13 protein-coding genes are annotated in these 13,679 nt (G+C 54.7%); 1 reads left to right on the forward strand and 12 read right to left on the reverse strand.

The window, feature by feature from the left end:
- Positions 1–16 precede the first annotated feature (16 nt).
- The 5 genes from C0560_RS03140 to C0560_RS03160 form a co-directional block, all read right to left on the reverse strand.
- The gene (locus C0560_RS03140) at positions 17–562 is read right to left on the reverse strand and encodes a YfaZ family outer membrane protein (RefSeq protein WP_100777764.1); all 546 of its coding nucleotides are present in this window, start codon (positions 560–562) and stop codon (positions 17–19) included.
- Positions 563–919: 357 nt separating this feature from the next.
- Positions 920–1,873, reverse strand: coding sequence for a GTPase (yjiA, locus tag C0560_RS03145; protein ID WP_102104531.1), 954 nt, complete (start codon positions 1,871–1,873; stop codon positions 920–922).
- Positions 1,874–1,883: 10 nt separating this feature from the next.
- A complete protein-coding gene (locus C0560_RS03150; RefSeq protein WP_100777762.1) occupies positions 1,884–2,087 on the reverse strand; it encodes a YbdD/YjiX family protein in 204 nt (67 codons plus the stop codon).
- 97 nt (positions 2,088–2,184) lie between these two features.
- Positions 2,185–4,338, reverse strand: a complete 2,154-nt coding sequence (locus tag C0560_RS03155; RefSeq protein ID WP_100777761.1) for a carbon starvation CstA family protein — start codon at positions 4,336–4,338, stop codon at positions 2,185–2,187.
- Between the two features lie 211 nt (positions 4,339–4,549).
- Positions 4,550–5,452, reverse strand: coding sequence for a YafY family protein (locus tag C0560_RS03160; RefSeq protein ID WP_248860252.1), 903 nt, complete (start codon positions 5,450–5,452; stop codon positions 4,550–4,552).
- A 239-nt stretch (positions 5,453–5,691) separates the two neighbouring features.
- On the opposite strand from C0560_RS03160, the gene tsr reads away from it, so the two are divergent.
- Entirely contained in the window at positions 5,692–7,362 is a 1,671-nt protein-coding gene (gene tsr, locus C0560_RS03165; RefSeq protein ID WP_102104533.1) for a methyl-accepting chemotaxis protein, read from the forward strand.
- A 94-nt stretch (positions 7,363–7,456) separates the two neighbouring features.
- On the opposite strand, the gene opgB is transcribed toward tsr, so the two are convergent.
- The 7 genes from opgB to C0560_RS03200 all read right to left on the reverse strand — a co-directional run bounded on the left by opgB (position 7,457) and on the right by C0560_RS03200 (position 13,640).
- Entirely contained in the window at positions 7,457–9,748 is a 2,292-nt protein-coding gene (opgB, locus tag C0560_RS03170; protein ID WP_248859622.1) for a phosphatidylglycerol--membrane-oligosaccharide glycerophosphotransferase, read from the reverse strand.
- A 271-nt stretch (positions 9,749–10,019) separates the two neighbouring features.
- Positions 10,020–10,505: a DUF2501 domain-containing protein gene (locus tag C0560_RS03175; protein ID WP_181827296.1), complete on the reverse strand. Its 486-nt coding sequence runs from the start codon at positions 10,503–10,505 to the stop codon at positions 10,020–10,022.
- An 83-nt stretch (positions 10,506–10,588) separates the two neighbouring features.
- Positions 10,589–11,326, reverse strand: coding sequence for a DNA replication protein DnaC (gene dnaC / locus C0560_RS03180; protein ID WP_100777757.1), 738 nt, complete (start codon positions 11,324–11,326; stop codon positions 10,589–10,591).
- A gap of 1 nt (position 11,327) precedes the next feature.
- A complete protein-coding gene (gene dnaT / locus C0560_RS03185) occupies positions 11,328–11,867 on the reverse strand; it encodes a primosomal protein DnaT (RefSeq protein ID WP_100777756.1) in 540 nt (179 codons plus the stop codon).
- Between the two features lie 124 nt (positions 11,868–11,991).
- Positions 11,992–12,420, reverse strand: coding sequence for an organic hydroperoxide resistance protein (locus C0560_RS03190; RefSeq protein WP_100777755.1), 429 nt, complete (start codon positions 12,418–12,420; stop codon positions 11,992–11,994).
- Positions 12,421–12,504: 84 nt separating this feature from the next.
- Positions 12,505–12,957, reverse strand: a complete 453-nt coding sequence (locus tag C0560_RS03195; protein ID WP_100777754.1) for a MarR family winged helix-turn-helix transcriptional regulator — start codon at positions 12,955–12,957, stop codon at positions 12,505–12,507.
- A gap of 41 nt (positions 12,958–12,998) precedes the next feature.
- Positions 12,999–13,640, reverse strand: a complete 642-nt coding sequence (locus C0560_RS03200) for a TetR family transcriptional regulator (protein WP_102104535.1) — start codon at positions 13,638–13,640, stop codon at positions 12,999–13,001.
- Positions 13,641–13,679: the final 39 nt, after the last annotated feature.

Here is a 13,679-nt window from a genome sequence, read left to right on the forward strand (position 1 = left end):
GTTTTGTTCGCAAGCCTTAGAAGCTCACGCCGCCGCCGACGTAGGCACCGTCAATCAGGGTGTGGTTTGGACGACCGTCTTTGCCGTCAACGCTTACGTGGCGATAGCCCACTTTCAGCGTAACCGGTTTAACTGGCGTCCAGCTCACGCCGCCATTGGCTTCGACGTAGTTTTTCACGCTGTTGTTCAGGCCGTTAGGCGCTACGTAACCTTCACCGAAGACGTTAATGCTGTCGGTCAGAGCCACGTTTACACCACCGCCGACCGGGAATGCGACACCGTTATCGCCTTTTTTCGGGCCGAGGTAGAGGGCTTTCGCACCTGCATTCAGCATTACCGGGCCCACTTCCAGGTTATAACCTGCACCTACACCACCCGTCTGAGTACCGTCATCGGTATTTTTGAGCCAGTTACTTTCAGCATAAATACCGGAGGTGGATTTGCCCATTTCGATATTTAAGTTGGTGAAGTTTTTACCCTGCTCAATAGATGCGCCCATCGCCAGTGCGGAGCCAGATGTTACGGTCAGAACAGAAAGCAGAATGAAGTTAATCTTTTTCATGGTGTATTTCCTCGTCATCAAATTAATCTGAGGACACCTTAACAAGCGATGTTTATGACTGCAAATGTGACGTGACTCGCGGTTTTATGCTGGTTTTGTTACTTTTCGGTATGATTGTTGTTGAGCTAAAGTGGGTTTGTCACGGCGTCAACTATTTATCTTTTCGTGTTTAGACTTCGTTTTATTTATCAGCTAAACAAAGCCTGAATATCGCGGAAATAATGATGAGAAGTGAATTAATGAGGATTATCATTATTTCAAAAAAACTTTGTAAATGACGAAAAATTACATTTCTCTAATCGACATTACGCGATATTTGCCATAACCGCCCGATAAGGGCGGTTATGTTTCCTGCGATCAGGGCTTGAGTGAAGCAAACGCCGCCCGGATTTCCTCTTCGGGCAGCTGAATCCCGATAAAGACCATGGTGCTGTGCGGCGTTTCATCACCCCACGGACGGTCCCAGTCGGCGCTGTAGAGGCGCTGAACGCCCTGGAACAGCAGGCGGTTTGGCTCGCCGTCAATCCACAGCATCCCTTTGTAGCGCAGCAGTTTGTCGGCAAACGACAGCAGCAGATTTTCCATCACGCGGGACACGGCGCTGATATCGACCGGATAATCCAGCTCGACCACGATGGAGGTGACGTCGTTCTGCTTATCGCCGATAAAGTGGAAGCGTGGTTTTGAGGTGACGTTCTCCTCCAGCATAAAGCCGTTGGTGTTGAACAGCTGCGCCAGGTCGATATCGCCGTGAACCACCGTATAAATCGGCGCGCGGGCGTTGATGCGCGTCAAGCGTTCACGCAGTTTTTCGGCGTCGCCAGCCACGTCGGTTTTGGTCAGTAGAATGCGGTCTGCGTAACCCACCTGCGACTGGGCGATGGTGAACTGGTTCATCTGCTCGTCGGCATGGACCGCATCCACTAGCGCAATCACGCCGTCCAGCTGGTAGCGCTGGCAGAGGATCTCATGGGAGAAAAAGGTCTGGATAATTGGGCCGGGGTCGGCCATGCCGGTGCATTCGATCACCAGGCGGTCGAAGGCGATATCGCCGCGATCGCGGCTGTCGAGCAGATCGAGCAGAGCGTCTTCCAGCTCGTTTGAACGGGTGCAGCAGATGCAGCCATTGGTCAGGGTTTTGATCTGGGTGGCGCGATCGCCTATCAGCTGGTCGTCAACAGAGACTTCGCCGAATTCGTTTTCGATCACCGCAATTTTAAAGCCGTGCTGTTCGTTAAGGATGTGGCGCAGCAGGGTGGTTTTGCCCGCGCCGAGAAAGCCGGTTAACAGGGTGACTGCAATGGGGGTCATGTTCTCTCCTTTAGCAACAGCGTACGCCGCCTTTGCCATCGCCGCCGTAGCGCGCTTGCTGGCGCTCGCGGAAGAATTCTGTGTAGGTCATGTACGGTTTATCCGGATGGTTGGTCTGCATATGTTCAACGTAGTTGTCATAGTCCGGAATGCCAATCAGCATTTTCGCCGCCTGACCGAGGTATTTTTTTGCTTCGCCTAAGTTACCAAACATTGTGCCATCCAGATAGAAAAAGCCCGGCGACGCTACGCTTGCCGGGCTTACAGGTATTGCGTAGGGCGGGTTAGCGTAGTCGCCACCCGCCAGGGTTTTAGTGGTGTGAAGAGGTCTTCACGCCGCCTTCCGGTACAGGCACATACGGGGTTTCTTTATCCGTACGCCCTTCGGCGTTACGCACTTTCATCCAGGTTTTGATGCCATAGAAGATGATGCTATAGACCACGACCAGGAACAGAATGCTTAAACCGGCGTTGGTGTAGTTGTTCACCACGATATGGTTCATGTTGGCAATCTGCTGTGCAGTCAGGTCACCGCCGCCTGCGGCAATTTTCGCTTTGTACTGGTTAGCCATAAACAGGAAGCCTTCCAGCTGCGGGTTGGTGCTGAACAGTTTCAGACCCAGCGCCCAGGTGGTGCACAGAAGCAGCCACAGCGCCGGAACGACCGTCACCCAGATGTATTTGGTGCGTTTCATCTTCACCAGCACCACGGTACCCAGGACCAGCGCCACGGCAGCCAGCATCTGGTTAGAGATACCGAACAGCGGCCACAGGCTCTTCACGCCGCCAAGCGGGTCAACGACGCCCTGATACAGCAGGTAACCCCACAGGCCCACACAGCCCGCGGTGCCCAGAACGCCCGCCACCAGAGAGTCGGTTTTCTTCAGGAATGGCACGAAGTTACCGAGCAAGTCCTGGAGCATGAAGCGGCCCGCACGGGTACCGGCGTCCAGCGCGGTCAGGATGAACAGCGCTTCGAACAGAATACCGAAGTGATACCAGAAGCCCATGTCAGCCCACGGCAGCACTTTGTGGAACACGTGTGCGATACCAACGGCCAGGGTGGGTGCGCCACCGGCACGGTTCAGAATCGATGGCTCACCGATGTCTTTTGCGGTCTGCATGATTTGCTCAGGCGAGATCACAAAGCCCCAGGAGCTGACGGTCGCCGCCGCGTGTGCGCTGGCGTCTTTCAGCTGCGCCATAATCAGCGCTGCGTTGTCACCACCCATCTCATGCAGGTTTGGCATGGTGATGCCAAGGCCCGCAGGCGGAGTGTTCATCGCGAAGTACAGACCTGGCTCGATGATGGACGCTGCAACCAGTGCCATGATCGCCACGAAGGATTCCATCAGCATTGCACCGTAACCGATAAAGCGCGCGTCGGTTTCGTTGGCCATCAGCTTCGGCGTGGTGCCGGAGGCAATCAGGGCGTGGAAGCCAGAGACGGCGCCACAGGCGATGGTGATAAACAGGAACGGGAACAGCGCGCCTTTCCACAGTGGACCGGTACCGTCAATGTACTGGGTCACGGCTGGCATTTTCAGTTCCGGGTTGATGATCACGATACCGATCGCCAGACCGACGATGACACCGATTTTCAGGAACGTCGCCAGGTAGTCACGCGGGGCCAGAATCAGCCAGACCGGCAGCAGGGCGGAGATAAACGCGTAGCCGATCAATGCGAAGGTAATGGTGGTGTCTTTGAAGGTCAGCGCCGGGCCCCAGTACGGGTCGTGAGCGATGATACCGCCGAAGTAAATGGACGCCACCAGCAGCACGATACCAATCACGGATACTTCACCGACACGGCCCGGACGGATAAAGCGCATGTAGATACCCATGAACAGCGCAATCGGTACGGTCGAGCAGACGGTGAACACACCCCATGGACTTTCTGCCAGGGCTTTCACCACGATCAGCGCCAACACCGCAAGGATGATGATCATGATCAGGAAGCAGCCAAACAGGGCAATGGTGCCCGGCACGCGGCCCATCTCTTCTTTAATCATCTCACCCAGAGAGGCCCCGTTACGGCGGGTCGAGATGAACAGCACCATGAAGTCCTGCACCGCGCCTGCCAGAACCACGCCGGCAAGCAGCCACAGGGTACCCGGCAGGTAACCCATCTGCGCGGCAAGCACCGGCCCAACCAGCGGGCCTGCACCGGCAATCGCGGCAAAGTGGTGACCAAACAGCACATAGCGGTTGGTAGGGACGTAGTTCAGGCCGTCATTGTTAATGACCGCCGGCGTGGAACGCGTCGGGTCGAGTTTCATGACCTTCTGCGCGATGTAAAGACTGTAGTAGCGGTACGCTACCAGATAGACGGAAACCGACGCGACCACGATCCACAGGGCGCTTACGTGTTCGCCCCGGCGTAATGCGACAACCGCCAGACAGAAAGCACCGAGGATCCCGAGGAGCGCCCAGGGTACGTGCTTAAGTAGTTTTTTCGTATCCATAGTTAGACCTGGTTTTTTAGCTGGAAAAAGGGCCTGAGTTTGTTTTGAGGAGGTATTGATTAATGCTGAGGCGATCTTGCCAGATCGTCGCGCGTGTAAAGGAAGGTAAATGGGTGAGTGGTTGATTGCGGTGGTTAAGCGGTCAAAGACCGGGGCGAGTGGTTAAGGCTCGCCACCAGTGGTCTGGTTTATGTGATTGAGATCACATCGTTTATTCGAGGGCGTCGGCGGTAGCATTTGTCATATAACCTTCGAGCGTGTCGAAGAGTTTGTCCCGCAGCCATTGAGGCTCCAGCACCTGAATGTTTGGCAGCCAGTAGAAGATGAGCGGCAGGATCTGATTTTCATGTGCCGCCTGACAGCGGATCGTCACCCCGTCGTCGCTTTCTGCGACCACCTCCTGCTCCGGCAACAGGTCCCGGCGCGTGAAGTAGTGCGAGATACGATTGTTGGTAAACACTTTTACCTCGAAGGTCTCTTCACTCACCCACGGGTCGAGATTTTTTTCCAGTAATTCAGCCGTATCGCTATCCAGCGAAAAGGTCTCTTTTTGAATATCCAGCCAACTGATCTGGCTTAATGAAAAGGATTTCAGCCTGCCATTTTCCGTAGCTTGTAAATACCATATATTTTTTTTGTTAATTAATTTGTATGGATTAATGAGCCGGGTTTTGTTTTTATAAACTATCTGGCAAACGTGACGCTCTTTTATCGATTTTTCAATTGCAGTGAGATGACGACGAATATCATTCTGAACCGAGTGTTCAGCGTCATTGTTGAGGATCAGAATATGATTCTCTTCCACGCGCGCCTCCAGACTCTGCCAGAACGCGGTGCCTCTGACAGGGAAATAACTGTCAGCATTCAAAAAGTTAGCGACAGCGTTGTGCAGCCCTTGCCCGCTGGGATTTTGCTGGGCGTGAATCAGGCGATACAGACCATTTCCCGTGTGCTGAACAATCGGCGACAGTGCATTCAGATCCCGATATACCGTACGTTCGGTTATTTTATATTTTTGCATCAGATCGCTGCGGTTAACGACGCCGTTTAAATGCAGCTCCATAAGAATATCGACGAGTCGTTCAGCAGAGCGGCTGCGGGCTGGAGTTGTCATATTATATTCCCGTTTAGTGCGGTGAGGATCTCTGAAGAATAAGGATGTCACTGACAGAATATGTCAGTGCGACAGAGATAAAATTTATCTTATGGAATATATAACGGCGCGATTTAGGATAAACATTAATAGTTTTTTGCGAAATCATCCGTAAATGTTCAAATCATCAACACGATTTTCGTAAAGTTTTCCCTAACCAGGCCGAAAATTCTGTTATCTGTCTGATGGAAAGAGAAAACATGTTAAATCGTATCAAGATTGTCACCAGCTTGTTGCTGGTTTTGGCTATTTTTGGCCTGTTACAACTGACATCCGGTGGTCTTTTCTTTAATGCCCTGAAGCATGACAAAGAAAACTTCACTGTCCTACAAACTATTCGCCAGCAACAATCCACGCTGAACGGCAGCTGGGTCGCGTTGCTGCAAACCCGTAATACCCTGAACCGCGCGGGTATTCGCTACATGATGGATCAGAGCAATATCGGCAGCGGCGCGACCGTTGCAGAGCTGATGCAGATTGCGTCCGCTTCCCTGAAGCAGGCGGAGAAAAACTGGGCCGACTACGAAGCACTGCCGCGCGATCCGCGTCAGAGCGACGCTGCCGCGATGGAGATCAAGCGTAACTATGATATCTATCACGGTGCGCTGGCCGAGCTGATTCAGCTGCTGGGCGCAGGTAAGATCAATGACTTCTTCGATCAGCCGACCCAGAGCTATCAGGATGGTTTTGAGAAGCAGTATGTGAACTACCTGCAGCAAAACGATCATCTGTATCAGACCGCCGTGGATGACAGCAACAGCTCTTACACTCAGGCGATCTGGGTGCTGATCAGCGTGCTGATCGCGGTGCTGGTGGTGATCGTCGGCGTCTGGCTGGGCATCAAGCAATCCTTGATCTCGCCTTTGAATCGTCTGATCGACAGCATCCGTCATATCGCCAGTGGCGATCTGGTGAAGCGCATTGACGTCGAAGGCACCAACGAGATGGGACAGCTGGCCGATACCCTGCGTCATATGCAGAGCGAGCTGGTGAGCACCGTGGGCGACGTGCGTAACGGCGCGAATGCGATTTACAGCGGCGCGAGCGAAATCTCTGTCGGCAACAACGACCTCTCTTCCCGTACCGAGCAGCAGGCTGCGTCTCTCGAAGAGACCGCTGCCAGCATGGAACAGCTGACCGCTACCGTGAAGCAGAACGCCGAAAACGCCCGTCAGGCGAGCAATCTGGCGCTGAGTGCGTCCGAGACCGCGCAGAAAGGCGGGAAAGTGGTGGATAACGTGGTGCAAACCATGCGTGACATCGCCGGCAGTTCGCAGAAAATCGCTGACATTATCAGCGTGATCGACGGTATTGCCTTCCAGACCAACATCCTGGCGCTGAACGCCGCCGTCGAAGCTGCGCGTGCAGGTGAGCAGGGCCGTGGATTTGCGGTGGTGGCAGGTGAAGTGCGTAACCTGGCACAGCGTAGCGCCCAGGCGGCTCGCGAAATCAAGAGCCTGATCGAAGACTCCGTAGGCCGCGTTGAGCTGGGTTCTACTCTGGTGGAAAGCGCCGGTGAAACGATGGGTGAAATCGTGAATGCGGTGACCCGCGTGACCGACATTATGGGCGAAATCGCCTCTGCGTCTGATGAGCAGAGCCGCGGTATCGACCAGGTCGGCCTGGCTGTGGCGGAGATGGACCGTGTGACGCAGCAGAACGCCTCGCTGGTGGAAGAGTCCGCAGCGGCAGCCGCCGCGCTGGAAGAGCAGGCGAGCCGTCTGACGCAGGCTGTGGCGGTCTTCCGCATTCAGCAAGAGCAGCAGAAATCACGTGATAACGCCGGTCTGAAAACGCCAGTGATCTCGGCGAAGGGGCGTAAAGCCGCTGCCGCGACGACCGCGTCCAGTGAAAACTGGGAAACCTTCTGATGTAAAAAAGCGCCCTGTTCAGGCGGGGCGCTTTAGGCATTTGTGATGTTGTCGGGTGGCGCTGTGCTTACCCGACATGCACGCAGATGTGCCGTTAACCGGCGTTCTGTACCACTTTCATTTCGACCATCCCAATCCCCAGTTTGCGCGGCGAATGCCCGAGAATATTGCCCTCGTTCGTTGATTGCGGATCGGGCGGAACGATCACGACCGTATTGCTGCGCGACGGGTTCTCAAAATGCAGCGTGGTGGTACTCACTTCGTTGCCGAGGGTTATCGTCTGCTCTTTGTCGCCGATACGCACCGGGATCGGTTTGTTGGCATTCGGGCCGAAGGCTTTCGCGGTGATCACCAGATCAAATTTCTCCGGCAGCGGTTGGGCGTATTCGATTTTCACCTCATCGCCGAGCTGCGCGTTTGACCAGCGTCCCCAGGATTCCGGGCGCGAAATACCGCTAAACTGCTTCACCTCTTCCGGCGCTCCCGCCACGTTAAACACGAAGCTGTCGGCTTTATAGCGAATATCGTTATCGACCACTTTCAGCATATCCACGTTGCGCTGATAGCGGTCAGTGTTAATTACCGTATCCTTGAACGCGGTTTTGCCTTTCCACTGATCTTTATCGACGCGCTGCACGATTTGTTCGCCGCCGAGCTGGCCTTGCGACACGCACCAGTCCGTTGAAATCGACAGCGGCTGGGACCACAGCTGGCCCATTTTGTAGCAGCGATCGATCCAGACGAAGTTATCACGCGGGGCGAAGTCGGCCAGCTGGAAGCGCAGCGGCGCGGAGTATTCGCTCTCCGGCAGCGGTTCGACGCGGTTATCGGAGACGCGCAGCAGCAGCGGCAGGCGGAAATGGCTACCCGAGAAGGCAATCATGTTTTTCTGCTGGTCGATGGTGAAATCTTTCATCTCTTTCGGGAAATTCCACAGGCGGATCACGTCCGGTTTCCACGCCAGAATCTTCTCTTTCATATTGAGGAAGACTTCAGAGAGCGACTGGCCGGAGAGCGTGCTGCGCCCCAGCCCGATGAAGTTATCGCCGCCCAGAATATCCAGCACCGTTGCGCCGTTATCCATGGTGTTACGCTTCGTGGCGATGACCTCCTGCTGAGGCTGGTCGCCGCGCATCACAAAGAACAGGTTGCTTCGATCCTGCTTGTTCAGCTCATCCCACGCGGTGTTTTTCATCGCCAGATGGTCGGAAGAGACCACGATCACCGTGTTTTTGAAATACGGCGAGGTTTTGATTTTATTGATAAAGGTGGCGATGTGTTCCTGGCTGCAGGTCACGGCGCTGAACGACTGATTGTCCTTGCCGTTGATCGCGTATTTTTTGCGCTCGCAGGTGCGCGAGATAAAGCCGTCCGGGTGGTGTGTATCCACGGTTAAGGCAAACAGCGAGAAGCGTTTGCCGGATTTGGACAGCTCCTCGAATTTCTTCCAGGTTTCGTCTAGCACCGTGTCGTCGTAGAAGCCCCAGTCATTGCGATAAGACGGGTCGGCGACGGTGGTTTTTAACTCTTCAGCACCGTAAAGGTGATCGAAACCGTGGGATTTCAGGAACACGTCTTTCCCGGCGAAGCGCAGGTTGGCGCCCTGCATGAAGTAGTTTTCGTAGCCGGAGTTCTTGAGGATATCGCCGAGACAAATATTCTGCGGGAAGAAGCTCGACATCGACGCGGAGGCGTTACCCTCGAACGGCGCGAACAGCGGAATGCCGCACTGAGAGGCGACCATCCCGGCGATGGTGTAATCGGTGCCCGGCAACTGCGCCGTGTGGCTGAAATCTAGCCCTTCGTCTTTCAGCGGGCCGAGATCTGGGGTCAGGTTCGGGAAGGCGTCGTTATCGAAATAGGTGCGCTCAAGGCTCTCGCCGTAGATATAGACCAGATTCAGTTTCGGGTGCGCGATGGTTTTTGACGGCTCTTTGTAATACGCCGTGAAATCGGGATCGCCGTCGCGGGACTGGGATTTCACCAGCTCTGTAATCTGATGGAAGGCCGGGCTGGCATCGACGGAACCGAGCGCCAGCACCAGGGCCAACAGGCTATAACCCATATGATGCGGAAGATGGCGGCGACGACGCAGTACCCAGCCGAGGGTGCCAAACACCGCCACCAGCGCCAGAACCAGCCCTGCGCCCGGAAGTATGTACTTACTAACTCCTGCGCCTGTCAAACTGTTGGTGAGTGTGTACAGCACGGCGTCGTTAATGCCGTCACCGGTAAAGTAATCGCTGGCGTACAGGGTAATGTTTAAAACAATAAAAATACCCAACACCAGTAATGTGGCAATAAACCACCAGGTGTTGCGGCCGGCCTTCCAGGCATAGATGCCAACGGAAGCCAGGAACAGGGCAAGGGAAATAAACTCTGACAACAGCTTATCCTCAATAGCGCCAGTCGCTTAGCTGGCTAACTGATTATTTTTTGGTTGATACAATTTAATGGCGAAGTCACATAGCTGCAATTCTAGTGTCACTAAAATGTGCTGTTGTTAGGATTTGGTTTAGAAAGTGGAAATTTTGATCGCCGTCGCATCGCGTTATACGCGGGCTGAGACGTAAAAGAATGAGCAAAATACGAGTCTGGCGCCGCGTTGTCAGAGTAACGGAACAATCGCGGCGTGTTGTGGCAGAAAATGGGATGGATCAGGAGAGGAAATTAACGCCTTGTTTCAGCACCAGATCGCAGGCTTTGGTCTTCACCTGTTTCGCCAGCGCGGAGTCACCGAGGGTGCTCAGGTTCAGCTGTTGGCCGTCTTTGGCATTCAGCAGGCCCTGGATCCCATCCATATAGTTGGTGTCCTGCTTCTGCTCTTGCGTATCCAGCCCCAGTTTATCTAAAACCTGGTTTTTGATGTTCTGCGTGTCAGTGACCGATGCCAGCTTCTGCTTGGCGCAGTAGCCCAGAATACCGGCCGCGTTGTTCATGGTGCCAGCGCTCAGGCTCTGATTGCTGCCGCCCAGCAGACTGGTGAGGGACGAAGCAGACAGCCCGCCGCTCTGTGCGCTACCGCTGCTTTTGCTCAGTTCGTTCGCTGCGCTGGAGAGTGACTCCTGCCAGGAGGCCGCGTGGGCGGTACCGGTGAGCAGAACGACGCTAAATGCTGTGCTGAGAAGAAGATTTTTTTTCATAAATTGCACTCTAAAAGGCCCTGATCGGGCTGGAAGTGGCTTCAGTATATACCTGTGAAAGGCGCGCCATTCCTGGAAATATCCTAATACTCTTTGCCGGTAACGCGATCGCGGTAGCTATCCCAGGTGAAGTTCACCCACAGGCTGTTGCCGAGGCGCATGCGGTCCATGACGCGCTCACCCAGCAGCTTGGTCATCTCTTCCGCTTTATGGTTGGTGAGCATGCCGGTCGGGCGCTTCGACGAGGAGCGACGGTCAACTATCTGATTGATGATCACTTTTTCGTAGCGGGATTCGGTCTGGACGCCGATTTCGTCAATGACCAGCAGATCGACGTTGCTCAGATCGTTCAGCAGCTGCTCTTCCGTGGTTTCGCGGTTGCTGAAGGTGTCTTTCATCGCCGACATAATGTCGGCGACGGTAATGATCAGAACCGATTTTCCGCGCAGCAACAGCTCATTGCAGATGGCCGCCGCAAGGTGGTTTTTACCGGTGCCCGGTTTGCCGCTGAAGATAAAGCTGGCGATGCTGCCGTCGAACTCTTCGACATACTGGCGTGCTTTGGCGAGGGCCATCATCTGACCGTCGTTTTCCACGCGATAGTTATCGAAGGAACAGTTTTGATGCAGGGGACGAATGCCGGAGCGGTTGAAGGTACGCTGCATTTTCATAGCGCGGTTTTCCCGCGTCAGGGCTTCGGAGCGCATCTTTCCCTGCTCTTTTTGCCAGGCCAGCAGCTCTTCACCCGAGGTGAAGGCCGGCTTCACGTTGGCAGGCATCATTTTTTGCAGACGTTTCATCAGGTCGCCGACGTTTTTCATATCATCCTCTGAATCCTGGTGGGATCTGATTATCGGGTTCGGAAATGGTGTTGATATCGCGCTTAGGCTGGCCGCCGTTGCTGGCGCGGTTGATCTGAATACTGCGCGCGAGCTTCTGCTGCCACTGCACGTGGTGGAACACTTTGCCTTCGGCCTGCCAGTACGCGACAAACGCGGCCAGCTCTTCCGGCGTGGCGGTCTGCGTCAGGGCGATACCCCACAGGGCGGCCTGGCGCTGGAAATCCGCATCCGGCTGCCAGCCAGAGTACATCGCAAATTTGCCCATCGGGACGGCAACCGGCGCACTGGTCGGTTCTTCAAAGAATTGTGTATCTAACGCGACGTCACTGACCGGGCGCGACAGACGCGCTTCAATATCCAAAAGCTGTGCCAGGCGTTCAGGCGTGATGGCGTAAAACGCGGGCGCGTTGTCGGCAAACACGGCGAGAGTACCGCCATCGGCTTTGGTTAAGATGCCACGGGGATCGCGCACAAAGGCATCGATTCCGGCGACGCTGGTGGTCAGGAGTCTGGATGACATAACACTTTCTCTACTGGGATACGACGTCGTGATATGGGGTCATAGTAGCACAGAGAGAAGGGGGGACGGTGGGGGATTTCCCCGGTGGCACTGTGCGCACCGGGGCTGCATACGACGGGGCTTATCAGGCGATGATATTCAGCGTCACATCAATATTGCCGCGGGTTGCGTTAGAGTACGGGCAAACGATATGCGCCGCGTCGACCAGCTTTTTGGCTTCGGCTTCGTCCATACCTGGCACGTGGATATTCAGTTTGGCTTCGATACCAAAACCGGTTGGCAGTGGACCAATGCCAACTTCGCCTTCGATAAACGCATCTTTCGGCAGCGCGATTTTGTCACGGGCAGAGACAAATTTCATCGCGCCCAGGAAGCAGGCAGAGTAGCCCGCCGCAAACAGCTGCTCTGGGTTGGTGACTTCGCCGCCCATACCGCCCATCTCTTTCGGTACGCCCAGTTTGACATCCAGAACGCCATCGGAAGAGGTCGCACGGCCATCACGGCCTCCGGTGGCTTTGGCTTTGGCGGTATAAACAACTTTTTCTAAAGACATGGCAGGTTCCTCATCTTACGGTTATGCGTGCTATTAAATAGTGCGCGATATATATGGGTAAACAAAATCTTATTAACTATAGCCTCAGGCGCGATGAAGCTGCTGGCGCAGTTGCTCAAGCTGCTGCTTGAGAGCGAGCATGGAATCCGCATCGCATTGTGCGGCACAGCCCACGGCCTGGGGAATACTTTTCGCCTGCTGCTGGAGGGCGCGGCCTTCATCGCTTAAGGTGACGGCGACCTGGCGTTCGTCCTGGCGCGAGCGCTGACGGACAAGCAGACCAGCGCTTTCCAGACGCTTCAGCAGTGGGGTGAGGGTGGCGGAATCCAGGAACAGACGTTCGCCAATCTCCGACACCGTAATGTCATCCTGCTCCCACAGAATCAGCATCACCAGATACTGCGGGTAGGTCAGGTTAAGCGGTGCCAGCAGTTGCCGGTACAGCTTATTGAGCGCCAGATTTGCCGAGTAGAGGGCAAAACAGAGCTGGTTATCCAGCATCAGCGCAGCGGTGGTGTCGTTCGTTTTCGCGTTCATGAAATGAATATAGATAGTGCACGATTTAATTGCAAGCGATTTTATGGGCAGGTATAGCGAAGGGCCACCTGAACGGCCATTTTGCGATAGTGCTGGCGCTGGGCCTGCTCATCGGCGCCGTCTTCAAACAGCAGCGTGAAGGTATAGCTGTTGGCGACGTAATGAAAACTGAAGCTGCTGATCAAACGGTGCAGGTCGCGCGCATCAACGGTCTGATTGAACAGCTGCTTCTCTTTGCCACGCTGCAGGATCGCTTCCAGCAGTTCGAGCGCGCTGCGATTAACCTGACGCAGATAGCTGGACTGCTGCATAAAGCGGCCACGCTGCATGTTCTCCATGCAGATAATACGAATGTAATCCGGGTGATCGGCGTGGTAATCAAAGGTCGCTTCAACCAGATGGACCAGCGCTTCAACGGGCGGCAGTCCTGACAGACTAAGCTGTTTTTCGCTGGCGCGGATCTCGGTGTAAACGTACTCCAGCGCCTGAAGATAGAGGTTCTCTTTGTTTTTATAGTGATAAACCACCATGCGCTTGGTGGTGCCGGCTTTTTCGGCAATCTGCTCCATTCGCGCGCCGTTCAGACCGTATTCGGCAAACAGGGTAATCGCGCTCTGAAAAATTTTGTCCTTCAGGCTGGAATCATCTTGGTGGTCGGGGAATTCGCTGCCAGGGTTAGCCACTTCCACTCCTTACATCGCCAAACAGAATGCAGGGATTAT

The organism is Lelliottia sp. AC1 (assembly GCF_023278595.1).
GTDB lineage: Bacteria > Pseudomonadota > Gammaproteobacteria > Enterobacterales > Enterobacteriaceae > Enterobacter > Enterobacter nimipressuralis.